This window comes from Lampropedia aestuarii, from assembly GCF_004803635.1.
GTDB classification, from domain to species: domain Bacteria; phylum Pseudomonadota; class Gammaproteobacteria; order Burkholderiales; family Burkholderiaceae_C; genus Lampropedia; species Lampropedia aestuarii.
In genome coordinates this window covers 1-23,189 of the sequence record NZ_SSWX01000026.1, presented here as the reverse complement: position 1 = coordinate 23,189, position 23,189 = coordinate 1, and the positions used below count along the sequence as shown (strand labels likewise).

Genomic DNA, 23,189 nt, shown 5'->3' with positions numbered 1-23,189 from the left:
TGAGTATGACCACCCGTTTTCTGACTGGCATCACGCCCTCTGGTATCCCGCATCTGGGCAATTACGCTGGCGCTATTCGCCCATCGGTGCGCTCGCAATGGGGCGCGGATGTCGACAATTTTTATTTTTTGGCCGACTTGCACAGCCTGATCAAGTCGCAAAACCCGGCCCAAACGCAGCAATCGACGCTGGAGATTGCCGCGACCTGGATTGCTTGCGGCCTGGATACCGACAAGGTGACGTTCTACCGCCAGTCCGATATTCCGGAAATTCCCCAGCTGTCATGGCTGCTGACATGCGTCACAGGCAAAGGCCTGCTCAACCGTGCCCATGCGTACAAAGCCTCGGTGGATAAAAACCGTGAAGCCGGCTTGGATGACGATGCAGATGTGACCGCAGGCCTGTTCATGTACCCAGTGCTGATGGCCGCTGACATCATGATGTTCAAGGCGCATAAAGTACCAGTCGGGCGCGACCAGGTGCAGCACATCGAGATGGCGCGCGATATGGCAGCGAGCTTCAACCACATCTACGGCCAAGGCCAGGAATTGCTGGTGCTGCCAGAAGCTGTGGTGGACGAGCAAGTGGCGACATTGCCAGGTTTGGATGGCCGCAAAATGAGCAAGAGCTATGGCAACACCATTCCTTTGTTCACGCCGCGTGAGCAATTGCGCAAGCTCATCATGGGCATTGCCACTGACTCGCGCACACCAGGCGAGCCCAAGGACACTGAGGGCTCGGCGATTTTCCAGCTTTACCAAGCCTTTGCCAGCACCGAGGAAACTGCCAGCATGGCCAAGGCGTTCGCCGATGGCATTGCCTGGGGCGATGCCAAAGCGCAATTGTTCGAGCGCGTAGATGCCGAATTGAGCCCGATGCGCAGCGTATTTGATGAGTTGATGGCAGACCCAGGCAAGATCGAGGCGATTTTGCTCCAGGGTGCAGAAAAAGCCCGCACGGTGGCCACGCCGCTGCTGGCCGAGATGAAAAAAGCCGTGGGCTTGCGTGATTTGCGCACCCAGTTGGAAGTCAAGCAGGCCAAAGAGACGGCTACTGCACCGCAGGTCAAACAGTACCGCGAGCGCGACGGCCAGTTCTACTTCAAACTGGTGTCAGCCAAGGGCGAGTTGCTGCTGCAAAGCAAGGCTTACGCCAGTGGCAAAGACGCGGGTGCTGCCGTGAAAGTACTCAAGAGCCAGGGCGTGCAAGCCTTGGTGGCGCTGGCAGACCAGTTGGAGAGCACGCCGTCCACGCCTGAGCTGCAGCAGGCCCTGGATGCGTTGGTGGTGGCCCATGCAGAGGACTGATACGACAGGGTGCTGGCCCAGTTTTACCGCATGCATGGAGGTGTTATGACCGAGCCTGTGGTTTCTGCCGTTGGCATGCCAATTGCGGCGCACTTGAAGTCTGAATTCAACGCGCGGCACTTGCGCGATGCGTTCGGCCATTTTGCTACTGGTGTGACGGTGGTGACTACGCTGGACGCGCAGGGCGCGCCCGTGGGCCTGACCATCAGCTCGTTCTCGCCGGTGTCGCTCAATCCCCCGCTGATCTTGTGGAGCCTGGTCAATACAGCATCCAGCCGTGAGGCCTTTTTGCAGCATCCGCGGTTTGCAATCAATGTGTTGGCCGCTGACCAGCATGCATTGGCATTGCAGTTTGCCTCGCGCAGCCCCGACCGTTTCAAAGACGTTGCCGTGGAGTTCAGCGCCAGTGGCTTGCCTTTGTTGACCGGGGCGCTGGCCTGGTTTGAGTGCAAGCGATTTGTCGAGCATTTGGCAGGCGACCACACGATCTTCATCGGTGAAGTCGAGCAGGTGGGCTACCGCGGCCCCAATCCTGCTGACTTGGCGCAAATGGCTGCGCCCGATGCCATTCAGGCGGCTGCACCATTGATCTTCCACCGTGGTGTATTGCACCAAGGCGGCCTGAGTCGATAAGGGGCGCCAATGCAGCGGCGGTTGGCTGGTATTGTCTTTAAATTGTTAAATTTCCTTTGAGGAACCGCCAGCCTCTGGGGCCAGCCTGGCAATCGCATTGAGCCATGCACTTGGCACTGCTATGATTCTTGCATCATGCGTGACCGACTGCCATTTTTTTGTGCCTTGCACGACTGCGAAAAGACCGTAAACACGTTCTTAGGCGAGCGCAAAGCGCGCGTGCGTAGCCGCAGAGCGATCGCCATTGCAGCATGCGTGGTGTGCGCCCAGGCACTTTTGGCTTGTTCGAGTACGCCTGCACCGTATGGCGAGGTAGCGGGTGAGCGTTTTCGCAAGGGCGAGTTGCTGCAGTCTGACACCAACCGTATGGCCACGCTGGCGATGCAGCAAAACCTTGACAGCCTGTTCAGCCTGATGGACAAGCTGTATAAGCGCAACCCCGGCGAATGGCCTAAAACTGCCGACTCGCGTGAAGCCGCGGTTGAGTTTGTGCGCTTGACGGTGCTCAACCGCCAGGGCTGGGCGCCTCTGGGTGAAGCCAGAGATGTACAGGCGCTCTCCAAGGCCTTGGAGCCAGAGTTTGAAGATGACCGTGTCGCGGCTTTTATTTATGCCGCTGCCGATACCATGGTCACCGCCCATGGCGGTAAAACCTTTTACACCATGGTCGATGGCCTGAACCCACAGGCCGTGCATAACGCCGCGCGCAACATGGAAATTGCCGCTTGGGTGCTGTCCTCACGCACCAAGGCCGATGGCTCGCCACTGCTGCTGGCCAATGAGATTGGCGAAGCGCAGCGCAATCTCAGCTTCGAGCGCGAAATGAGCAAAATCATTGCCCGTTTGGATCTGATGGCAGTTTATGGCACAGAGAAGTACCGGCGTGCTGTGATCGGCTATGGGCAAGGCTTGGTGGCTGGGCCGTTTATTCAGTTTCTGCCGGTCGATGCGGTCTCCGGTGTGGTGTCCGCGCAGTAACCGGCCGCGCTACCGCAGGCATTCGATTTGTATTGTCTTGGTGCTTGAGCGCTGGTTTTGATGGCGTAATACTTATCGGCTGACAAGATGGCCCTTGCGCAATTCCTGCGCAAGGTAATTGATGTGGTGCCCTACGCCCTGCAGGCAGTACTTACCGACAGTGGCATTCGATGCACGCCTTGCCATAGCGATCGGTACATGTTGGCACACCGTATCCTTTTCGACTCCAACGCGGCTGTGCGAAGACTTTGAACAGGCTCTCAGACGCCAACGTGCGCAGGATTGCCCAAAGCCGCAGAGATTTCGCGCACCGTGCTTTGCAGCTTGGGCACCCAGCTCTCTTCCAGGCGGCCGGTCGGGGCTGAAATGGACAGGCCGGCAATCAGCTTGCCTTGGTCGTCATGAATGCCCGATGCAATGCAGTTGACCCCCAACTCCAGCTCCTCCTTGTCCTGCGCCACACCGCTTTGGCGTACGCGGTGCAATTCGCGCTCGAGCACATCGAGCTTGGTGATGCTGTTGCGGGTATTGCCTGCCAAACCGGTGCGGGTGGCGTAGTTGCGCACCCAGTGGGGGTCTTGTGCGGCCAGAAACAGCTTGCCGGTCGAGGTCAGATGCAAGGGCGCATGGCCGCCAATGGCACGCACAACCTGCATGCCAGAGCGCTCGCTGAAAGCGCGCTCGATATAGACGATTTCATCGCCTTGGTGGATCGACAGGTTGATCGCTTGCTGGGTTGTGCGGTGCAGCTCACGCATCAGAGGCAGCGCGATATCGCGCACGCTCAAGCGGGCCTTGACCAGGTTGCCCAGCTCCAAGAGACGCAGGCCCAAGCGGTATGAGCCCGATTCTGGCCGCTCGACCAGGCGCCCCATGACCAAGTCGTTGAGGATGCGGTGGGTGGTGGACGGATGCAGGCCCGTTGCTTCGCTGATGTCTTTGAGCGAGACCGCTTGTGAATGCCCAGCCAGATAGTCCAGGATCGCATACATGCGCTCAAAGACTTGAATGCTGGGGGTCTGCCGCGCAGGGGCTTCGTTGTGACGCATGGCTTTGCAATGGGTGTAGATAAGGCTATCTTAACGCTGTTCTCCAGCAATAAATGGCTCAGGCTGTGATTCGGGCATCCGTGGTGCCCGCTTCGCAGGGTTTCTTGGCCGCAGTGGCTTGTTTTGCGTGCAGCTGAGAGATTTTAGCCAGGAGTCTGGCTGTGCTCTATGCGCTGCCAGATGCCGTCCTTAAGAATTTCATGCGGATGAAAATTGGCCTTGTACGCCATTTTTGCACTGCCTGCAATCCAATAACCGAGGTAGACATAGGGCAGACCCAGGCGGCGAGCCCATTGAATCAACCAGAGAATCGAGTAGGTGCCCAAACCTTTGGAGGCATTGGTGTCGTAGAAGGTATAAACGGCAGACAAGCCGCGATCGAGGACATCGATGACGCTGACCATCCGCAGCTGGGGTGACAGCGGCGCGTTCGGATCAGTTTGAACGAACTCCAACAAGCGCGTGTCAACGCGGCTGCTGAGCAGAAATTGCTCGTAATCGGCGGGGTCGTCATTGTCCATTCCTGCTTCGCTGTGGCGTGCTTTCAGGTAGCTTTGGTAGAGCGCGTAATGCTTGGCGTGCATCAACGCGGGCATCAAACGCGTTTGCAAATGGGCGTGGGCACGCCAGGTTCTGCGCTGGCTGCGATTGGGCACAAAATCGGCCACCGGAATGCGCAGTGTTTGACAGGCCTGGCAGGCATCGCAGTATGGACGGTAGGTGAACAGGCCGCTGCGCCGAAACCCGCGCTCAACCAGCAATGAATAAACGCGTCCATCGACCAGCTCACCTGGTGAGGCTACTTGCGAGCGCGCGGTTTGCCCAGGCAGGTAGCTGCAGGGGTAGGGCGCCGTCGCATAAAACTGCAAGGGGAAGTGGGCAGATTCGTTCATATCAGACGCTATTATCAACAACTTGCCGCTGGCATGTTAGTGGGATAAACAGTGTGTGCTGGAACAAGTGCTGACGCATGATGGATGCCCGCTGCGGGCGCGGGCAGGCAGGCTCAGCGCAAAATATGCGGGTGTAAATGTTGCCAATCGCTGGGCGTGAACGACCAGTCTGGCGTGGGCTGCTGCGCCAGTGTGGCCACGCGGGTGAGAAATTCTTGCCGGTCCATCTCTTGCGCGCCTAAAGAGGCCAAATGCGCGGTATTTTGTTGGCAGTCGATGATCGGCAGCCGGTGTTTGCGGCACAGCGCCACCAGCGCTGCCAGCGCAATCTTGGAGGCATCGGAGCGCAGGCTGAACATCGACTCGCCAAATACCGCTTTGCCGATGTTGACGCAGTACAGCCCGCCGGCCAGCTCGCCATCGAGCCAGGTTTCTACGCTATGGGCGAAGCCTGCTTGGTGCAGCTCGCCATAGGCGTCTTGTATGTCCTGGCCGATCCAAGTGCCGTTTTGACCAGCACGCGGCACGCGGGCGCAGCGCCCGATCACGGTCTGAAAGTGCCCATCAACCTGAATCTGCAAACGGCCCGTCTGGTGCAGATTGGCAATGGTTTTGCGCAACGATTTTGTGAGTTTGAATTGCCCTGTTTGCAGCACCATACGGGGCTGGGGCGACCACCACAGAATCGGGCCAGATGAATACCAGGGGAAAATGCCTTGGCTGTATGCGGACACCAAGGTGCTCACCGACAAGTCGCCCCCAATGGCCAGTGGGCCCAGTTCTTCGGTGACGGTGCCAGGCGCGGGAAACGGATCGCCCGGCTCTAAAAAGGCAAACGCGGGCGATTGGGGTTCACTCATACGGGCTCAGCGCCTTGTTGCTTAGCGGTACACCACATCGCGCAGGTACAGCGAAATTTCCGGAATATAGGTAATGAGCATCAAACAGCCCATGATCACGGCGACAAACGGGATCAGCGGTTTGACCATTTGCTCTAACGATATCTTGGCAATCGAGCAGGCGGCAAAAAGATTGACCCCCATTGGCGGTGTCACCATGCCCAAGGCCAAGTTGACGATCATGATGATACCGAAGTGCACCGGGTCAACGCCAAATTGGACTGCAACTGGCAGCAACAGCGGAGCCAGCACGACAATGGAGGCCGAAGTCTCAATGAACATGCCAATGATGAACAAGGCCAGGTTGACGGCCATCAGGAACAGGTATTTGCTGTCAAACAAACCGCCAATCCATTGGCCCAGCATGTCAGGCACGCCTGCGCGGTTGAGCAAGAAACTGAATACGCCAGCGTTGGCAATGATGAACATGATCACCGCAGTGCCCACGACCGAGCGGTGGAACACTGGCGCTAGCTTTTTGAAACTCAAGGTGCGGTAAATGAACAGGCTGACCAGCAACGCATAAACCACGGCGACGACCGAGGCCTCGGTCGGTGTGAATATGCCGCCATAGATGCCGCCCAAAATGATCACCGGCATCAGCAATGCCAACCAAGAGTTTTTGAAGGCAGGCCAAACAGCCATGCGATCTTGGCCATCGCTCTTGCCCAAGCCGTGTTTGCGGGCATACAGCCATACGTACAAAATCAAGGCCAAGCCAATCAGCAGGCCAGGAATGACGCCGCCGATGAAAATCTCGCCAGTGGAGGTTTCGGTCGAGACCGCATACAAAATCATTGGCACTGATGGTGGAATGATCACCCCTAGTTCAGCAGCGGTGGCTTGCAGCGAGGCGGCAAAAGGTGTCGGGTAGCCATGCTTGACCATGGCCGGAATCAAAATGGCACCAACGGCAAAGGTCGTGGCCACGGAGGAGCCGGCTACGGCCGCAAAAATCATGCAAGTGAGCACACAGGTGATCGCCAAGCCGCCTTGAATACCGCCGACCAGGCTTTTGGCAAAATTCACCATGCGCTGGGAGATGCCACCTGACTCCATCAGGTTGCCGGCCAGAATGAAGAAGGGAATCGCCATCAGTGGGAACTTGTCCAGTGCGGCAAACAATTGCTGGGGCACGACCAGCCAATTGATACCGGCATAAGCAATGCCGGTGATGCTGGATAAGCCAATGGCCACTGCCACAGGCAGTGACAAGGCAAAGAAAATCATCATCGAGACAATCATCAACTGCGGCATGATCGGTCTTTCGTAAGAGGGGTCAGTTGGAGGTCAAGATGGATATCAGCCTTGTGCATCGTTGCGCACAGGGGCTTGAGATTCGGGCGCGTCTGGGGTCAGCCAGCGCAGCAGCAAGGCGATTGCGGCCAAACCTGCGCCAACCGGAATGGCCAGGTAGACCCAGGAGATCGAGACCTCCAGCCCGGCAAGGCTTTGAAAGCGGACGCGGTAGGCCATTTGCCCGCCGATCCAGGTCAGAAAGACCAGAAAACCCAGGCAGATCAATGTCACCAAGCCCTCTAGTACCCGCTTGGCGGTGCCTTGCAGTTTTTCACGCAAAAACTCTACAGCAATCATTGAGCCTTGGCGAAAGGCCAATGCCACACCCAGCATCACAGCCCAGATAATGGCCGAGCGGGTCAGCACCTCACTCCAATCCAGTGGAGAGTGCAACACAAAACGCGAGATGACTTGGAAAAAGCCTGCAGCAATAGCCAGCCACAACAGGGCTTGGGCCACGATAGAGACAAAACCAAACAGGATTTTGTCGATGCGATGGATGAGAGTCATGAAAAGGGTCTCCACCTTTGTGTGGCAAGCGGTGGTCGTTGTGACCGTCACCACCCAGCAAGGCAAGGTTTGGGTGTTCCTGCTTGATGCAGAGGTAGCTGCAAAGCACAGGGCACGCTCAATGGCATCACTGGCTAATCGCGACCGTTGTGGGGGCGATCAGAGCAGATTCCTGTTTGATGGAAAATCAAAGGGCGCGCCACAGCCCTGTAGGACAGAGGCGCAGCCAGCGCACATGAGACGAAGGGGCAATTTTAGACTGAGAACACGGGCCTTTGTCGAACAATCTTGTCCTGGCACGCATCCATACGTGCAGCGGAGTGCTGCCAGGCCCTTCTCTCAATAGCCTGTCCACCGTCCCTGTGTAGCCATGCAAGGCACAAAAAGAGGCAGTGCAAGCCGCTTGTTGGCGCTCACCGCATCCCTTGGTGCTTCAACGCGGCTGCGTCGAGATGGTAAACAGGCTCTAAGCGCTTATTGTGTGTTGCGGATTTGCTCAATCAGCTTTTCGCCAAAACGCTTGTTGTAGTCTTTGTAGGCAGGCTCGACGGCTTTGGCGAATGCGGCGCGATCCACTTCGGTGACTTGCATGCCTTCGCTTTTGAGTTGCTCAACGCCTGAGATTTCCACGTCGGAGACAAAATCGCGCATTGCCTGGCCAGCATTTTTACCGGCTTTTTGGAACAGCGCCTTGTCTTCTGCTGACAGGCTTTCATACACCGAAGGCGAGACGATGATCACGGCAGGCGCGTACACATGGCCAGTCAGCGCCAGGTGCTTTTGCACTTGCGACAGCTTGGCCGATGTGATCACCGACAGGGGGTTTTCCTGACCGTCAATCGTGCCTTGTTGCAGCGCAGTCATCACTTCTGGCCAGGCCATAGGCGTTGGCAGAATGCCGATTTCACGGAATGCAGCAATGTGCAGTTGGTTCTCAGTGGTGCGGATTTTCAGGCCTTTGGCGTCTTCCGGTGTGCTCACTGGGCGCACATTGTTGGTGAGGTGGCGGAAACCTTGCTCACCCCAGGCCAAGGCGACCAGGCCGCGTTTGTTGAATTCAGCCAGCATGTTCTGGCCAATTTCGCCATCCAGCACATTGCGGGCATGGTCGAGGTCACGCAGCAGGAATGGCACATCAAACACGGCCGCTGACGGCACGAAATTCATCGTCGCGCCAGTGGACAGCACCGCCACGTCGATGGTGCCCAATTGCAGGCCTTCAATCACTTCGCGCTCACCGCCCAAGGCGCTATTGGCAAATTGCTGTACTTTGTATTTGCCGCCACTGCCTTCATCCAGGGTTTTGGCAAATGCATTGCCGGCTGCCCCGTAATGCGACTGTTGGCTCAGCGCATAGGCCATTTTCAGCGGCGCTTGTGCGGCAGCTGGGGCTGCCACGGTCAGGGCTGCGGCAGCGGCCATGCTGAGCAAGGCAGGCGCCAACCATTGTGTGCTTTGACGGATGAAGGACTTCATGAGAGCTCCGAGTAGAAGTGAATAGAAAAAAAGTGTCTGTGCTGTGCCCGGGATGCACTCTGTCAGCCCAACGCGGTAAAGCCGAAGGACTGTAACGCCAAATAAGGGCAGTTGCCAATAGCAAATGCCCTAGTCGGATATAACGATTGTTCAAACATTGGCGGTGCTGTGTTAAATGTCTGGCAAGCGCTTGCCCTCATGCTACTGGGGTCATTGTGGGCGGGTGAATCTGCTCAGGGCTTGCGCCTTAGTTGTCGTTGTCGAGCAATGCGTGGTGCTGCAGTTTTTTGCGCAATGTATTGCGGTTCAAACCCAGCCATTGCGCTGCGCGGGATTGGTTGTGATTGGCGCGGGCCATGATCTCTTCGAGCACCGGCTTTTCAACCAGATGGATCACCATGTCGTAGACGTTGACTGGATCTTGGCCATCCAGATCTTTGAAATACTGTTGTAAGTTATCCCGGACGCAATCACTGATAGTTGGCTTCATACTGAGGTATCCCCCTTGTTTGGGGTTTTTTGGACGAGGCGGCACTATACCGCAGCTGTCGCGCCGTCGATGCGGTGAACGCGTTGATGATCACACAGCAGGCGCAGACGAATCTGCCAAAGCATACTATGCAGGCGTGGAAAATGCGCGGGTGATTGCATGGGAGCATAGCGCCCAGCTTGCAACTATGAAGGCAGGCGGTGGTTCTTACGCAGCTGTCTTTTGATTGCTATTGCCTGCGTGTTGGAGGAAAGGCCAGGCCTGCTGTCGCGCCAAGACATGGGCTCTCGGAGTATTTTTCAGTTTGCTGTGTGGTTTGAGCAGCTGCCACAGGCAGCCTCGTCGTCAGCAACTGGTTCAGTGGAGGCTGTTGCCTGAGCCATAGGCCAAACAGGCTGTGTGCGTGCCAAATCTTCAAGGAAATCGGCCACGGCCTGCCATTGCTGCTGGCAATCTTGCTCGGCATTGATACGCGTGCGCAAGCTGTCCTGGCCTGCAATGCCTTTGATATACCAGCCGATGTGCTTGCGAGCTGAGCGCACGCCGGTGTGCTCGCCGTACAGGCTGTAATGCTCCAGCAAGTGGTCAAGCAGCCACTGCCGCACCTGCAGCGTTTGCGGCGCAGCCAAGTGTTCGCCGGTGGCCAGGTAATGCGCAATTTCACGAAAAATCCAAGGCCTGCCCTGGGCTGCGCGGCCGACCATCACGGCATCTGCGCCTGTGATTTGCAAGACTTGGGCGGCTTTTTCGCTGCTGTTGATATCGCCATTGGCGACGACGGGGATGCGCACCGCCTGTTTGACTGCGGTGACGGTGGCGTATTCAGCCTGGCCTTTATAGCCCTGCTCTCGGGTGCGGCCGTGTACGGTGAGCATTTGGATGCCCACTGACTCAAAGGCTTTTGCCAATACGGGGGCATTTTTGTTGTCGCTCGACCAGCCGGTGCGCATTTTGAGCGTCACCGGAACACCAAAGGGCAGGCAGGCCTTGACGACGGCCTCGGCAATCTCAATGGCCAAGGGCTCGTTCTGCATCAGCGCTGAACCAGCCCAGGCATTGCAGACCTTTTTGGCAGGACAGCCCATATTGATGTCGATGATTTGTGCACCACGCTCGATGTTGTAGCGCGCCGCTTCAGCCATCATGGCCGCCTCGGTGCCGGCAATCTGCACCGAGATCGGGCCAGGCTCACCTTCGTGGTTGGCACGGCGTGAAGTTTTCAAGCTGGCGTACAAATGGGGCTGCGATGTCACCATTTCGCTGACGGCGTATCCTGCGCCCAGTTGCCGGCAGAGCATGCGAAACGGGCGATCGGTCACACCCGCCATCGGGGCGACAAACAAATGGTTGTCCAGTTCAATAGAGCCGATGTGCATGGCAGGCAGTCTTGCAGGTGAGCGGCGCTGAAAAGTGTCAGCGCGATTGGGTAGTATGGTGGGGCTTTGTAGCGCAGGTACAGGCCGGTTTAAGCAGGTCCTCAACGAGGGCTATTCGTTTTGGGCGGTATGGATTGTGCCTTTGCCTTGGAGGGCGACGACACCGTCGCCGCAGACTGGGCTTTCCTCGTCCGGAATCCAGATCGCCACAGTTTTAAGCCCTTGCGAGAGCATGCCCAGGGACTCTGCGGCAGCGCGGCTGAGATCGATCACGCGTCGGCCAACAAAAGGGCCGCGGTCATTGATGCGCACCTGCACTTCCTTGCCGGTGAGCAGGCTGCGCACACAGACGTTGGTGTCGAATGGCAGGCTGGGGTGAGCGGCCGTCATTGCATTCATGTCGTAGCGCTCACCATTGGCGGTCAAACGGCCATGGAATTTGTCGCCATACCAAGAAGCCAAGCCGGTTTGGTAGAGGTCCTGTGGCTCAGGCTGCGACCAATCATGCAGGCCTGGCACCAGGTTGCTTCTGACCGATTCAGGGCTGGCGCGCAGACCAAGGCGATAGGGCATGGCCGATGGTGGCAGCAGCAGCTCATAGACAGGCGGCATGATGTCGAGATCCAGGAAGCGCGTGGCCTCCATGGGCGTGGCCACCTCTTCTGAAGGAGCGGTTGTGCAGGCACTTAGCACTACGGCGCTCAATAGCAAGCCGTTGCGCAGTAGCGTGCCAAGCAGGCCACTACAAGGGGGAGGGGATGAGTTGGGCATGAGGTGTAAACGAGCGGCCTGCTTGGCCTGCGCGTTCATGCATGCGCGCGCAGGTGCGTGACAGGTCTTGGGCACTTTGGCTGTAGGCCATCCCTTTGCTAATAGGGGCGGTAATGAGCCGCTGTGCGAGGGCGAAAGCGCAGGCAGGGAGTTGGTCCATGCCTGCATTAAAACTCGTATCAATCCTTTCAGTTGGGCTAGCTTGACTATGAGAGTCAGGTTCAAACTAAGTTCAAACGTTTGCTGATTTCAAGCACCAAGGGACTTTGGTTCATTGTGTAGAAGTGCAGACTTGGCACGCCTTCACGGATCAGGCGCGCGCACAGATCGGTGATGGTGTCGAGGCCAAAGGCCCGAATCGATGCACTGTCATCGCCAAACGATTGCAGCCGGGTGCGCATCCAGCGCGGCACTTCTGCGCCGCAGGCATCGGAGAAACGCAGCAATTGGCTCGATCCCATGATGGGCATGATGCCTGGCACGATCGGGATTGCCAGGCCAAGCGCTTGCGCCTCGTCGCGAAAGCGCAAATACGCATCCGCATTGAAAAAGTACTGGGTAATGGCCGAGTTCGCCCCAGCGTGGACCTTGCTTGCAAAGGCCTGCAGGTCTTGCTTGGGCGAGTGCGCTTGGGGATGCATTTCAGGGTAGGCGGCTACCTCGATGTGGAAGTGGTCGCCGGTTTCAGCGCGAATAAAGGCCACCAGATCGCTGGCGTAATGAAACTGCCCGCCTAGGCCGTAGCCACTGGGCAGATCACCGCGCAAAGCGACCAGGCGCTGCACGCCCATGGCTTTGAGCTGTTGCAGCTCGGTGCGTACTTTCTCGTGTGTCGCTCCAATGCACGAGAAGTGCGAGGCCGCTTGCTGGCCTTCGGCCAGAATTTCCGCCACATTGCGGAAGGTGCCTTCTTGTGTGGAACCTCCGGCGCCGTAGGTGACAGAGCAAAATTCTGGTTGCAAGGCATACAGATCGGCACGGGCCTGGCGCTGTTTGTCTGCACCAGCGTCTGTTTTAGGCGGGAAAAACTCCAAACTGACGGGAGTGCGGCGAGTGGAGGTGGGTGTCGAGTTCATGAAGCAAATGGGCCTTCCTGATGGCCATGCAAGTGAAGTTGCACACATCAAGAAGGCTCAAAAAAGAAATGGCGCGTTAGCGCCAATGGTTTAGGGCGTTGAAGGCAAAATGATGCTGATCAGGGCCCAGTTGATAATGCCATAGGTGATGGCGCCAAATACACCAGACCAGAATCCCTCGACTTTAAAGCTGCGAATCAGACTGCCAGCGAGCCAAAACAGCAGACCGTTCAGGACCAGATAAAAAAGCCCCAAGGTCAGTACTGTGATTGGGAAGGAGATGAACGCCAGGACTGGCCGCAACAAGCTATTGATCAAGCCGATGATCACGGCAGCCAGCAACGCGGACTTGAAGCTGTTGACTTGAACGCCTGGGATCAAGTAGGCAACGGCCATCAGGGCGACGGCACTGAGCAACCACACGAGAATGAGTTCGAGCATCAGAATAGACCTTTCTTACAGCAGCGTAGTAGGGGCAGGCAATGCGAGAGCGCTGCCTGCGGCTTCAATGGCCAGGCAATGACCACACGCCAAAAGAATAAGGCTTTTGGCAAAGTCTTGCCAGTGCCATATTTTTTCGGCGTGCTCTGCGCTGCTTAGTAGCGGTAGGTGTCGGGCTTGTAAGGGCCTTGTTGCGGCACACCAATGTAGGCCGCTTGCTCAGCCGACAACACGGTCAGCTCTACGCCCAGTTTGGACAATTGCAGGCGAGCAACGTGTTCGTCCAGATGTTTGGGCAGCACATAGACCTGGCCAACCTGGTATTGGTCAGGCTTGGTGAACAGTTCGATTTGCGCCAAGGTTTGGTTGGCAAACGAGGAGCTCATCACGTAGCTGGGGTGGCCAGTGGCGCAGCCCAGGTTCACCAGGCGGCCTTTGGCCAGCAAGGTGATGCGCTTGCCGTCTGGGAAGATCACATGGTCAACTTGCGGCTTGATCTCTTCCCACTCGTACTGCTCCAGCGAGGCGACATCGATCTCGTTGTCGAAGTGGCCGATGTTGCAGACGATGGCTTCGTTTTTCATTGCCACCATGTGTTCGTGGCGGATCACATCTTTGTTGCCCGTGGTGGTGACGAAAATATCGGCCTTGTCAGCAGCGTACTCCATCGTCACGACTTTGTAGCCTTCCATGGCCGCTTGCAATGCGCAGATTGGATCGATTTCAGTCACCCAGACTTGCGCGCGCAGTGCGGCCATCGCTTGTGCGCAGCCTTTGCCCACGTCACCGTAACCGGCAATCACGGCGATCTTGCCTGCAATCATCACATCGGTGGCGCGTTTGATACCGTCAACCAACGATTCGCGGCAGCCGTACAGGTTGTCGAATTTGCTTTTCGTCACCGAATCGTTCACGTTCACGGCGCGGAACAGCAATTCGCCTTTGGCCGACATCTCGTTCAAACGGTGCACACCAGTGGTCGTTTCCTCGGTCACACCAATGATCTCAGCGGCTTTGCGGCTGTACCAGCTGTCGTCTACTGCGAGTTTGGTTTTGATCGCAGCAAACAAGATGCGCTCTTCTTCGCTTTTTGGATTGGCCAATACGCCCAGGTCTTTTTCAGCACGTTTGCCCAGGTGCAGCAGCAAGGTGGCATCGCCGCCGTCATCCAAAATCATGTTGGGGCCTTCACCGGCTTCGCCTTTGCCTGCGAATTCAAAGATGCGGTGGGTGTAATCCCAGTAGTCTTCGAGTGTCTCGCCTTTGATGGCGTATACCGGTGTGCCTTGGCCGTTGTTGGCACCATTGAGGGCAATGGCCGCTGCTGCGTGGTCTTGCGTAGAGTAGATGTTGCAGGAAGCCCAGCGCACGGTCGCGCCCAGTGCCTGCAGGGTCTCAATCAGCACAGCGGTTTGAATCGTCATGTGCAGGCTGCCGGTGATGCGTGCGCCTTTGAGCGGCTGTGCTGCGGCATATTCTTGGCGAATGGCCATCAGGCCGGGCATTTCTGTTTCGGCGATTTTGATTTCTTTGCGGCCCCAAGGAGCCAGAGATGGATCGGCGATGGCGCTTTGTAGCGCCAGGTTGTCGGTATGAGCGTTCATGGTTAACACGTGCTTTCTATGCAACAGGTGGACGATGCCGCTGCACGCGCCAAGCATGAAAAGTAGCCATACGGAAATCGAGGAAGACTGCTTTCCAGCTTGCGCATGCAAGCGGTTGAGCGTCGTTGCGAATGCCTGGCCAATCCCTCTTTGCATCAAAGACGGGTTTGCCAACAAGCATGAAGTCCGAGCCTCGCAATCTGTGCCAATGCTGGGCGATTGCTGCAACGCTCCTCGGAAATGAGCCGCAATTATACGTGGGCGTTGAGCGAACAAGCCATTTGCTGTGGCGCCATGCAAAGAGCGCGCATGTGGCACAGCTTGTGCGCATGCGTGCAGATCGCCATCGTGCAAGGGCCAAGTGTGTTTGGCTCTTATGGGGATTTCCCTATAAGTTGCGCATGCTCAGGCTGCAGTCAGGTGTTTTTTTTATTCTTGCGCTCCACGCCAGTTTGCTGACAAGTGGCAACGCCTGTCTCAGGTGCATGCATGGCGGTTTGTTCGGTGATTTGTAAGCCAAGAAGGAACTTGTTGTCCTTGAAAGCCTTTTAGGGCATGGCTTTGAATGACCGTGTGCGGGGGAATTCATTTTTTGATTGGAGTGGTTAAACCATGAAGGTAACCAGAGATATCCATGACATCGTCGGCGGTCTGCTGATGAGTGCGACTGGTTTATTTTTCGCGCTGTATGGCGGGCAGTACGACATGGGCACCAGTGCACGCATGGGCCCAGGCTATTTTCCTGTGGTGCTGGGCTGGACCCTGACAGTGCTGGGCATTTTGGTGGCGCTGCCAGCCTTTTGGCGCAAAGGCTCTGCAGTGGTGGTGCAGTGGAATAATTTGTTTTGGTGTGTTGCAGCCATTGTGTTGTTTGCTGTATCCCTGTATCCAGTCGGTGTGGTCTTGTCTTCTTTCTTGGCCTCGCTGGTGTCCTTGGTGCCCTCGGCAATGAACTTGCGTACCCGGTTGACTGTTTGCGCTGTTGTTGCATTGCTGACCACGCTGATTTTTCCCATCAGCTTGCAAATGGTCTTGCCGATTTGGCCTTGGAGCCTGTAAACCTCGCTAAGGAATTGATCACATGGAATTATTAGGAAACCTTTGGCTGGGGCTGCAAGTGGCGGTTGAACCGGTCACGCTCTGGTATTGCTTTTTTGGTGTCTTTTTGGGCACAGTGGTCGGGGTGTTGCCCGGCATTGGTGCATTGGCTGCGATTTCATTGCTGTTGCCACTGACCTACCATATGACGCCGACCGCAGCGATCATCATGCTCGCCGGTGTTTATTACGGTGCCCAGTATGGCGGCTCAACCGCATCGATTTTGCTGAACCTGCCAGGCACGCCATCTTCAGCGGTGACCTGTTTGGATGGCTATCCAATGGCCAAAAATGGCAAGGCCGGGATTGCGCTGTTTGTCACCACCATTGCGTCTTTGGTGGGAGCGATGAGCGGTTTGATTTTGATGGTGTTGTTTTCGCCGCTGATTGCCAATATCGGTCTGAGCTTTGGCCCGGCTGAATTCTTCTCGATGATGTTGCTGGGCTTGGTTGCTGCGTCCTCAATCAGCTCTGGCTCAGCTGCCAAAGGTTTGGCGATGGTGGTGTTTGGTTTGCTGCTGGGCATGGTTGGCACCGATGTGAACTCTGGCGTGCCACGTTACTATTTTGGCGTGCCTGAGTTGATGGATGGCATCAGCCTGGTGGCCTTGGCGATGGGCCTGTTTGGGGTGGCTGAAGTCGTGCGTTGTGTCAATTCCAGTGACTTGACCGGTAAGGTGGCTAAAGTGCCATTGCGCTCGATGGTGCCTTCCAAGCAAGAGTTCAAGACCACGGTCATGCCGATGGTGCGTGGCTCGGGTCTGGGCGCTGCCTTGGGTGCGTTGCCGGGAGTTGGCCCATCGATTGCTTCATTTCTGTCGTATGCGATTGAAAAACGTGTGGCCAAGGACCCAAGCCGTTTTGGCAAGGGGGCAGTTGAAGGCATTTGTGCGCCAGAGTCGGCCAATAATGCAGCAGCGCAAACAGCCTTTATTCCGTCCTTGTCGCTCGGTATTCCTGGCGATGCAGTGATGGCGGTGATGTTGGGCGCCTTGATCATTCACGGTATTCAGCCCGGCCCGATGTTCATTACCGAACAACCGGAAATGTTTTGGGGCTTGGTGGTGAGTTTCGCCATTGGCAACATCATGCTGGTGATCTTGAATTTGCCAACCATTGGCTTGTGGGTGGCTTTGCTGCGTATTCCATTCTCTTGGATGTATCCAGCCATTTTGGTGTTTGTTGCCTTGGGCGTCTACAGCGTCAATAACAACGTCTTTGATATTTACTCGGTCGCGGTCTTGGGCATCATGGGCTATGCATTGATGGTGCTGAAGTTTGAGCCTGCGCCGCTGCTGCTGGGCTATATCCTTGGCCCGATGCTGGAAGAGTATCTGCGCCGTGCGATGCTGATCTCGCGTGGTGACCCGGCTATTTTCGTGCAACGCCCGATCAGTGCCTCCTTGCTAGCGATCACTGCGGCTTTGCTGTTATGGGCCATTTGGTCGACCGTGCGCAGCAGCATCAAGGCCAAGCAGCAGCTTGAAACGGCAGAACGTCTCGCACAAGCGAGCTAACAAGAGGTGCAAGTGTTGCCAGTGCTGGTATCCTTTCTGGCTATGCGAATCTTATTAGTAGAAGACGACTCAGTGCTGCGCGAGGTCATGAAGCGCAGCCTGGAGATGGCAGGCCACCGAGTGGATGCGGCATCGAACCTGCAAGATGCCAGACATTTGTGGGAAATCCAGCCCTTTGACGCAGTCTTATTGGACTTGAACCTACCGGCACAGGCCAGCCTGACACAACGCAACGTGGTGGAAGCTGCAAATGGCCTGGTGCTTTTACGAGAAGCGCGTGCGCGCGGCGATAGCACCCCCGTCATGGTATTGACAGCGCGCAACCGCACCGAAGAACGCATCGCCGGCCTGGACGCTGGCGCTGACGATTACTTGGGCAAACCATTCGATCTGGCTGAGGTCGAGGCGCGTCTGCGTGCCTTGGTGCGGCGCAGCCGTGGCACCGAGGATACGGTGGTGCTGGGCCAGCTTGAATTAGACCGTCGCGCGCGTCGTTTTGCGATTGCAGGCAAGTTGCTCGACTTGCCCGCGCGTGAGTTCGAGGTGTTGTGGGAGTTGATGACTCCACCGGGGCATGTGGTCAATAAACGCAGCCTGTCGGACAAACTCTCTGGTTTTGACGAATCTTTGGGAGATAACGCGCTGGAGGCGTTTATTTCCCGCTTGCGCAAAAAACTGCAAGGCAGTGGCGCAGCGATTCGAACCTTGCGGGGCATTGGTTATTTGCTTGAGGCCGAAAGCCTGTAAGCCATGAAACACGCGGCGTTGGCAGCCAAAAATGCCCCTTTGCTGCGCAACCGCATGTTGCGCCACGTGTTGCTGCCATTGATTGTGACCTGGCTGTGTGCGACTGCCGTGATGCTGGGGGTCGCGCAGGACTTTACCGGCCGCGTGTTTGATCGCACCTTGCTCGACCACGCGTATGCGCTAAGCAGCCGCCTGCAAATGCAGGCCGATGGTGAGTTGAAGCTGGACTTGTCGGAGCAAGAGCTCGAGACCGTGCTGTATGAGCCTGTGGAGATGGTGGTGTACTCCATCCTCAGCAGCATTGGCCAACCGCTGCTTGGGGTTGATTTGCAAGACGCATTTTTGCCCAGTTATTTTCAGGAGTACCGCTACGGCTACCTGTATTATGCCGGTCGCTCGATGCGTTCGATTGCGCTGCGTCAAAGCATCGGTGATAAGAAGTTTTTTGTCGTTGTCGCACACACCACTCAAGCCAGAAACCATATGGTGCAGCGCTTGATGTGGTTTGGTTCATTACCTATTTTTTTAATGCTGATTCCGCTGACCATTTGGCTCTGGGATCGGATTGAGCGTGATTTGCAGCCGCTTGCGCAACTGCACGATGCCTTGCTCGTGCGCGATGCCAAGGACTTGTCGCCGCTGGAAGTGGCAACCACCAGCCGTGAGGTCGAGCAAGTCGGCAAAGCGCTCAATGATTTGATTGATCGGCTCGACCGCAATATCGCGTTGCAACGGGAGTTTGCTGGCAATGTCGCGCACGAATTGCGCACGCCCTTGGCTGGTATCAAGGCGATGGCCGAGTTTGGTCTGGCAGGGCAAGATTCGGCTGTGCAGCGCGAGCAACTCAGCCAAATTGTCACGAGTACCGAGCGCGCAGCGCGCCTCGTCAACCAGTTGCTGGACTTGGCCATGCTCGATGAGGACCAAGTGACCCTGCACATCGTTGATGTCGATATGGCTGAGTTGGTGCGCCAAATGGTATTGCGCCACCTGGACAAGGCCGATGCCCATGGTGTGGATTTGGGCGCACAAGGCCTGGACGAAAGCGAAGCTTTGGGCAGCTGGGTGCAGGCCGATACTGCACTGGTCACTGGTTTGCTTGATAACTTGATCGACAACGCTTTGCGTTATGGCGGTGACACAGTAACAGTGGCGGTGGCCGTGAATCTGCAGACCAAAATGTGCAGCATCTCGGTGGAGGATGACGGGCCTGGTATTCCTGCTTCGGTGCGTACGGCGATGATGCAGCGCTGGACCCAAGGCGATGATGGCGAGTTGCTGGGCCAGGGGGCGGGTCTGGGCCTGTTTTTGGTGGCCCGCTATGCACGGCTGCTGGGCTCGCACTTGCAGCTCGACTCGGGGGAGGGCGGGCGCGGTTTGAAAGCCAGTGTGTGGTTGCCCTCGGTGGTCAAGCAATAAAAAAGCGAGGCTTTGAGTTTGCCTCGCTGTGTGGTTTTAGTGTCTGTAATGACCAAGGGAGCCAGCGGGAGCTGGCTTCAAATGCCGTGCTTAGATGTTGAGTCCCGGCAGTTTATTTGCCGGCGGCGAATGCTTCCAGTGCCTTGTTGGCGCACTGGTCATCCAAGTGGCCGCCAGGAGCACCCGCCACACCGATGGCACCAATCACTTGGTCACCGCTCTTGACGGGCACGCCACCGCCCAGCAGCAAAAAGCCAGGAATATCGGTCAGGTTGGCTGCGCCCGGATTCTTTTGTGCATTTTCCATCATTTGGAAGGTGGGGGCTTTGGCTGAGGCCGAGGTAAAGGCTTTGCGCTCAGCGGCTTGCACGGTGTGCGTGCCAGCATTGTCGGCCCGTTGCATGGCTTTCATCACACCAGCACGATCCACCACCACGGCGGAGACGACATAGCCCGCCTCGGTGCAAGCCTTGACGGTGTCGCTGACCAATTGGTTGGCCAATGCTAGGCTCATGTTCAACTCGCTGCGTGGGGCAGGCGCTGGCGTTTGGGCGCTGGCCTGAACGTGGGCAAGTGCGGCTGCACTGCACAAGAACACTGCTGCGGCTGTGCGCAGAGGAGAGAGTTGGGTGTTAGTCATGCTGGTATTCCTTTTTCGTTGGTGAGAGACTCAAACTTCTGAAATGGACAGATCTGCACCAGGCAGATCGATGGGCTATATCCACAGCGCTCCTCTGCTTGTTCAGCGTGCGTGACGCAGTCTTGCAAAGAATGAGAGGTATTTGATACTAATTGTAATCAAATAGCGCATTGGCTAGTTCTTTTTTTGTCAGCACCAAAACGGCATCGTGGCCGCCTGGTGTCTCTAGCCAAATCGGATTCAAATTCGGGAATGCAATTTCAAAGTAGGGTCTTTCATGGCCAATTTCAAGCACCAAAATGCCCTCGTCACTCATTCTGTCTGGCAAGGCTTGCAGCAACGGACGAATAAAGTCCATGCCATCTGAGCCCCCAGCCAGTGCCAGCGACGGCTCGGCTTTGAATTCTTCGGGCAATTCCTGCATGCTCTGGCTGTTGACGTACGGTGGGTTGCACAGAATCAAATCGTAGCGCTGCTCAGGCTCAATCGCTTGCAGACCATCTGATTTGATCAGTTGCACGCGCTCGCTCAATGCGTGCTTGTCGACGTTGATGCGTGCCACGGCCAAGGCATCGCTGGAGATGTCGAGTGCATCGACTTGGACATCGGGCCAGGCCAGCGCAGCCAAAATGGCCAAGCTGCCGTTGCCGGTGCACATGTCCAACACCTTGTGCGTGCGCTCGTTGAGCCAGTAGTCCAGCGTGCCATCGACAATTGGGCCGGCAATCAGGCTGCGCGGCACAATGCTGCGCTCATCGATATAAAAAGGCACACCATACAACCAGGCCTCTTGGGTTAGATAGGCGGCAGGTTTGCGCTCTTCAATGCGGCGCTGCACGAGGGCAGCAAGCTGCTGTGATTGGTCTGCATCCAGTAGTTGCTCGCCAATTTCAGTGTTGAAGTCGCTATCGAGCGGCAGTTTCAAAACCCATAAAACCAGCCAAGCAGCCTCATCCAAGGCATTGTCTGTGCCATGGCCAAAAGCGACTTGGGCAGCAGTGAGTTGGTCGGCGGTGGCGTGAATCGCTTGGCGCAGTGTGGTCGAGGTGGTGGTACTCATAAAGGCAAAGAGTCCATAAAAGAAAAACAGCAGAAGCTGGCCTGAAGGCCGCTTTGCATACAGACTGGCCATCTAAGCGCCTGTTCACAATCTCTACGCAGTCGCGCAAGGAACGCAAAATAGGCAGTGTCAAACGGGCAAGGCTGTCTGCGAAAGATCGTCAACAGGCTCCAAGATTGCAAGCTCAGTCAATTGGTGGCTTGCTTAGCGCCTAGCCAATTGCTCCAGCAAGGCTTGATAAATGTGTGTGAGTGGAGCCAACTCACGCAAAGCGATGTTTTCATCGACCTTGTGGATACTGTCATTAGGGGGGCCCAGTTCAATCACTTGCGGGCACAGTGTCGCAATAAAGCGGCCATCGCTGGTGCCGCCGGTAGTCGACAGCTCAGTGCGCAGGCCTGTTACGTCGGCAATCGCTTGTTGGGCTGCTTCGACCAAGGTGCCTACGCCTGTGAGGAATGGCTGGCCGCCTAGCGTCCAATTCAATTGGTATTCCAGCCCATGTTTGTCCAGCACGGCGTGGACACGTTCGCGCAAGCCCTGTTCGGTGGACTCGGTGCTAAAGCGGAAGTTGAAGTCCACGATGAACTCACCTGGAATCACATTGGTCGCGCCAGTGCCGGCTTTGGCGTTGCTGATTTGCCAGCTGGTAGGGGGGAAGTGCTGGTTGCCGCTATCCCAGCTGATGGCTGCCAGCTCGGCCAAGGCTGGCAAGGCTTGGTGCACAGGATTGCGTGCCAGATGCGGGTAGGCAATATGGCCTTGGATGCCTTTGACGGTCAAGCGGCCACTGAGTGAGCCGCGGCGGCCATTTTTGATCATGTCGCCGGTTTGAGTGACGGCGGTGGGTTCGCCCACGATGCAGTAATCCAAGCGCTCACCACGGCTGCGCAAGCTCTCCACAACATGGGTCGTGCCGTGCACCGCAGGGCCCTCCTCATCGCTGGTCAATAAAAAGGCCAAACGCAATGGCACATCCGGGTGCTGTTCCAGCAATTGCTCAGTGGCCACAATGAAGGCAGCAATTGAAGCCTTCATATCGCTGGCTCCACGGGCAAACAAGCGCCCATCACGTTCTGTAGGCTCAAATGGTGGGCTGGTCCATTGCGTCAAAGGGCCGGTGGGCACAACGTCGGTATGGCCAGCAAATACCGCCGTGGGGGCATTGGCCTGCGTCGAGTTGCGTGTAGCCCACAAGTTGGTAACACGCGCATCGGCCGGGCCTGCGTTCATCCACTCAAGTTGAAAGCCTAAGGCCTCTAAGCGCTGCCCAATCAAAGGCAGGCAGCCAGCGTCGTCCGGCGTAATCGATGCATTGGCCAACAGTGCTTTCAGCAGTGAAAGTGTGCGGTTGTAAGTGGTGGACGTGGAGGCGTCAGAGGCGGCAGGTGTGCGCATGCGTGGAAACGAAGTTGATGTTGTTTTGGTGGGAAGGCATGGCCATGGCAGAACAGGGCCGTGATCACCTTCACTCAGAGGCGATGATACTAACCGATCCATCAAGTGGGTAGGCCGTGAGCCATTGGTGCTCTGTATTCGCTTTTCGCAAGCGGATGCACGTGCGTTCTATGTCGAGCTTATTAAGTACTTGCTTTTAGCGAGGGCTTCTTGTGCAAGGCCGCGACCGGCTGTTTGAGAAGAATTTGGGCNTTTCATGGCGCCAAAACTGCGCTATAGTTGCGCCCTTCGCGACAGACAGCGTTGGTTTCGCAAGAGACCGATGCAGAGGTTGCGAAAGGATTCGAAGAAAAATTTTTCCGAGAGTCTTAAAACCGTGATACAATAGCGGGCTTTGCTGATGAGGGTTTGAGAGATCGAATTTTCTGGCAAAGAAAAGAAATTTGAAATGTTTTTAAAATACTTCGAATTTCTGTGTTATAGTAGAGGGCTTCGCTGATCGCAGCAAG

At 56.5% G+C, this 23,189-nt stretch carries 22 protein-coding genes and 1 riboswitch; of the genes, 7 read left to right on the top strand and 15 right to left on the bottom strand.

Annotated elements, in window-relative coordinates:
* Positions 1–5 precede the first annotated feature (5 nt).
* From E8K88_RS15710 to E8K88_RS15700, 3 genes are all read left to right on the top strand, one after another.
* A complete protein-coding gene (locus tag E8K88_RS15710) occupies positions 6–1,307 on the top strand; it encodes a tryptophan--tRNA ligase (protein ID WP_136407625.1) in 1,302 nt (433 codons plus the stop codon).
* A 45-nt stretch (positions 1,308–1,352) separates the two neighbouring features.
* The gene (locus tag E8K88_RS15705) at positions 1,353–1,940 is read left to right on the top strand and encodes a flavin reductase family protein (protein WP_240754564.1); all 588 of its coding nucleotides are present in this window, start codon (positions 1,353–1,355) and stop codon (positions 1,938–1,940) included.
* 135 nt (positions 1,941–2,075) lie between these two features.
* Positions 2,076–2,918 carry a hypothetical protein gene (locus E8K88_RS15700; protein WP_240754563.1) on the top strand — a complete coding sequence of 281 codons (843 nt, stop codon included), beginning with the start codon at positions 2,076–2,078 and terminating at the stop codon, positions 2,916–2,918.
* A gap of 260 nt (positions 2,919–3,178) precedes the next feature.
* On the opposite strand, the gene E8K88_RS15695 is transcribed toward E8K88_RS15700, so the two are convergent.
* The 12 genes from E8K88_RS15695 to ahcY form a co-directional block, all read right to left on the bottom strand.
* Positions 3,179–3,967 (bottom strand): IclR family transcriptional regulator, encoded by a 789-nt coding sequence (locus E8K88_RS15695; protein ID WP_136407624.1) that lies wholly within the window; start codon positions 3,965–3,967, stop codon positions 3,179–3,181.
* Positions 3,968–4,110: 143 nt separating this feature from the next.
* The gene (locus tag E8K88_RS15690; RefSeq protein ID WP_136407623.1) at positions 4,111–4,860 is read right to left on the bottom strand and encodes an arginyltransferase; all 750 of its coding nucleotides are present in this window, start codon (positions 4,858–4,860) and stop codon (positions 4,111–4,113) included.
* Between the two features lie 113 nt (positions 4,861–4,973).
* The gene (aat, locus tag E8K88_RS15685) at positions 4,974–5,720 is read right to left on the bottom strand and encodes a leucyl/phenylalanyl-tRNA--protein transferase (RefSeq protein ID WP_136407622.1); all 747 of its coding nucleotides are present in this window, start codon (positions 5,718–5,720) and stop codon (positions 4,974–4,976) included.
* A gap of 21 nt (positions 5,721–5,741) precedes the next feature.
* On the bottom strand, positions 5,742–7,016 hold the full coding sequence (locus tag E8K88_RS15680) for a TRAP transporter large permease (protein ID WP_136407621.1): 1,275 nt from the start codon (positions 7,014–7,016) through the stop codon (positions 5,742–5,744).
* A gap of 45 nt (positions 7,017–7,061) precedes the next feature.
* Entirely contained in the window at positions 7,062–7,568 is a 507-nt protein-coding gene (locus E8K88_RS15675) for a TRAP transporter small permease (protein ID WP_136407620.1), read from the bottom strand.
* Positions 7,569–8,042: 474 nt separating this feature from the next.
* Entirely contained in the window at positions 8,043–9,044 is a 1,002-nt protein-coding gene (locus E8K88_RS15670; RefSeq protein WP_420813585.1) for a TRAP transporter substrate-binding protein, read from the bottom strand.
* Positions 9,045–9,291: 247 nt separating this feature from the next.
* Positions 9,292–9,534: a Fis family transcriptional regulator gene (locus E8K88_RS15665; RefSeq protein WP_136407619.1), complete on the bottom strand. Its 243-nt coding sequence runs from the start codon at positions 9,532–9,534 to the stop codon at positions 9,292–9,294.
* A 299-nt stretch (positions 9,535–9,833) separates the two neighbouring features.
* A complete protein-coding gene (gene dusB, locus E8K88_RS15660; protein WP_136407618.1) occupies positions 9,834–10,910 on the bottom strand; it encodes a tRNA dihydrouridine synthase DusB in 1,077 nt (358 codons plus the stop codon).
* A gap of 111 nt (positions 10,911–11,021) precedes the next feature.
* Positions 11,022–11,681 carry a septal ring lytic transglycosylase RlpA family protein gene (locus E8K88_RS15655; protein ID WP_136407617.1) on the bottom strand — a complete coding sequence of 220 codons (660 nt, stop codon included), beginning with the start codon at positions 11,679–11,681 and terminating at the stop codon, positions 11,022–11,024.
* 221 nt (positions 11,682–11,902) lie between these two features.
* The gene (gene metF / locus E8K88_RS15650; RefSeq protein WP_136407616.1) at positions 11,903–12,757 is read right to left on the bottom strand and encodes a methylenetetrahydrofolate reductase [NAD(P)H]; all 855 of its coding nucleotides are present in this window, start codon (positions 12,755–12,757) and stop codon (positions 11,903–11,905) included.
* Between the two features lie 90 nt (positions 12,758–12,847).
* Positions 12,848–13,198 (bottom strand): phage holin family protein, encoded by a 351-nt coding sequence (locus E8K88_RS15645; RefSeq protein WP_136407615.1) that lies wholly within the window; start codon positions 13,196–13,198, stop codon positions 12,848–12,850.
* A gap of 155 nt (positions 13,199–13,353) precedes the next feature.
* Positions 13,354–14,802 carry an adenosylhomocysteinase gene (gene ahcY / locus E8K88_RS15640; RefSeq protein ID WP_136407614.1) on the bottom strand — a complete coding sequence of 483 codons (1,449 nt, stop codon included), beginning with the start codon at positions 14,800–14,802 and terminating at the stop codon, positions 13,354–13,356.
* A gap of 110 nt (positions 14,803–14,912) precedes the next feature.
* A riboswitch (S-adenosyl-L-homocysteine riboswitch) is annotated at positions 14,913–15,044 on the bottom strand.
* A gap of 370 nt (positions 15,045–15,414) precedes the next feature.
* Between ahcY and E8K88_RS15635 the strand changes: the two genes are divergently transcribed.
* The 4 genes from E8K88_RS15635 to E8K88_RS15620 are packed head-to-tail and all read left to right on the top strand — an operon-like array spanning position 15,415 to position 19,582.
* Positions 15,415–15,861, top strand: coding sequence for a tripartite tricarboxylate transporter TctB family protein (locus E8K88_RS15635; RefSeq protein WP_136407613.1), 447 nt, complete (start codon positions 15,415–15,417; stop codon positions 15,859–15,861).
* Between the two features lie 22 nt (positions 15,862–15,883).
* Positions 15,884–17,416, top strand: coding sequence for a tripartite tricarboxylate transporter permease (locus tag E8K88_RS15630; protein WP_136407612.1), 1,533 nt, complete (start codon positions 15,884–15,886; stop codon positions 17,414–17,416).
* A 42-nt stretch (positions 17,417–17,458) separates the two neighbouring features.
* On the top strand, positions 17,459–18,163 hold the full coding sequence (locus tag E8K88_RS15625) for a response regulator transcription factor (RefSeq protein WP_136407611.1): 705 nt from the start codon (positions 17,459–17,461) through the stop codon (positions 18,161–18,163).
* Between the two features lie 3 nt (positions 18,164–18,166).
* Positions 18,167–19,582 (top strand): sensor histidine kinase, encoded by a 1,416-nt coding sequence (locus E8K88_RS15620; RefSeq protein ID WP_136407610.1) that lies wholly within the window; start codon positions 18,167–18,169, stop codon positions 19,580–19,582.
* 112 nt (positions 19,583–19,694) lie between these two features.
* On the opposite strand, the gene E8K88_RS15615 is transcribed toward E8K88_RS15620, so the two are convergent.
* The 3 genes from E8K88_RS15615 to dapE form a co-directional block, all read right to left on the bottom strand.
* Positions 19,695–20,222: a GlcG/HbpS family heme-binding protein gene (locus tag E8K88_RS15615; protein WP_136407609.1), complete on the bottom strand. Its 528-nt coding sequence runs from the start codon at positions 20,220–20,222 to the stop codon at positions 19,695–19,697.
* Positions 20,223–20,370: 148 nt separating this feature from the next.
* Positions 20,371–21,282 carry a 50S ribosomal protein L3 N(5)-glutamine methyltransferase gene (prmB, locus tag E8K88_RS15610; RefSeq protein WP_136407608.1) on the bottom strand — a complete coding sequence of 304 codons (912 nt, stop codon included), beginning with the start codon at positions 21,280–21,282 and terminating at the stop codon, positions 20,371–20,373.
* 204 nt (positions 21,283–21,486) lie between these two features.
* On the bottom strand, positions 21,487–22,680 hold the full coding sequence (gene dapE, locus E8K88_RS15605) for a succinyl-diaminopimelate desuccinylase (protein ID WP_136407607.1): 1,194 nt from the start codon (positions 22,678–22,680) through the stop codon (positions 21,487–21,489).
* Positions 22,681–23,189: the final 509 nt, after the last annotated feature.

Coding starts and splice junctions, on each gene's coding strand:
- E8K88_RS15710 (WP_136407625.1), top strand. CDS start 6: ATGACCACCCGTTTTCTGACTGGCATCACGCCCTCTGGTATCCCGCAT.
- E8K88_RS15705 (WP_240754564.1), top strand. CDS start 1,353: ATGACCGAGCCTGTGGTTTCTGCCGTTGGCATGCCAATTGCGGCGCAC.
- E8K88_RS15700 (WP_240754563.1), top strand. CDS start 2,076: ATGCGTGACCGACTGCCATTTTTTTGTGCCTTGCACGACTGCGAAAAG.
- E8K88_RS15695 (WP_136407624.1), bottom strand. CDS start 3,967: ATGCGTCACAACGAAGCCCCTGCGCGGCAGACCCCCAGCATTCAAGTC.
- E8K88_RS15690 (WP_136407623.1), bottom strand. CDS start 4,860: ATGAACGAATCTGCCCACTTCCCCTTGCAGTTTTATGCGACGGCGCCC.
- aat (WP_136407622.1), bottom strand. CDS start 5,720: ATGAGTGAACCCCAATCGCCCGCGTTTGCCTTTTTAGAGCCGGGCGAT.
- E8K88_RS15680 (WP_136407621.1), bottom strand. CDS start 7,016: ATGCCGCAGTTGATGATTGTCTCGATGATGATTTTCTTTGCCTTGTCA.
- E8K88_RS15675 (WP_136407620.1), bottom strand. CDS start 7,568: ATGACTCTCATCCATCGCATCGACAAAATCCTGTTTGGTTTTGTCTCT.
- E8K88_RS15670 (WP_420813585.1), bottom strand. CDS start 9,044: ATGAAGTCCTTCATCCGTCAAAGCACACAATGGTTGGCGCCTGCCTTG.
- E8K88_RS15665 (WP_136407619.1), bottom strand. CDS start 9,534: ATGAAGCCAACTATCAGTGATTGCGTCCGGGATAACTTACAACAGTAT.
- dusB (WP_136407618.1), bottom strand. CDS start 10,910: ATGCACATCGGCTCTATTGAACTGGACAACCATTTGTTTGTCGCCCCG.
- E8K88_RS15655 (WP_136407617.1), bottom strand. CDS start 11,681: ATGCCCAACTCATCCCCTCCCCCTTGTAGTGGCCTGCTTGGCACGCTA.
- metF (WP_136407616.1), bottom strand. CDS start 12,757: ATGAACTCGACACCCACCTCCACTCGCCGCACTCCCGTCAGTTTGGAG.
- E8K88_RS15645 (WP_136407615.1), bottom strand. CDS start 13,198: ATGCTCGAACTCATTCTCGTGTGGTTGCTCAGTGCCGTCGCCCTGATG.
- ahcY (WP_136407614.1), bottom strand. CDS start 14,802: ATGAACGCTCATACCGACAACCTGGCGCTACAAAGCGCCATCGCCGAT.
- E8K88_RS15635 (WP_136407613.1), top strand. CDS start 15,415: ATGAAGGTAACCAGAGATATCCATGACATCGTCGGCGGTCTGCTGATG.
- E8K88_RS15630 (WP_136407612.1), top strand. CDS start 15,884: ATGGAATTATTAGGAAACCTTTGGCTGGGGCTGCAAGTGGCGGTTGAA.
- E8K88_RS15625 (WP_136407611.1), top strand. CDS start 17,459: ATGCGAATCTTATTAGTAGAAGACGACTCAGTGCTGCGCGAGGTCATG.
- E8K88_RS15620 (WP_136407610.1), top strand. CDS start 18,167: ATGAAACACGCGGCGTTGGCAGCCAAAAATGCCCCTTTGCTGCGCAAC.
- E8K88_RS15615 (WP_136407609.1), bottom strand. CDS start 20,222: ATGACTAACACCCAACTCTCTCCTCTGCGCACAGCCGCAGCAGTGTTC.
- prmB (WP_136407608.1), bottom strand. CDS start 21,282: ATGAGTACCACCACCTCGACCACACTGCGCCAAGCGATTCACGCCACC.
- dapE (WP_136407607.1), bottom strand. CDS start 22,680: ATGCGCACACCTGCCGCCTCTGACGCCTCCACGTCCACCACTTACAAC.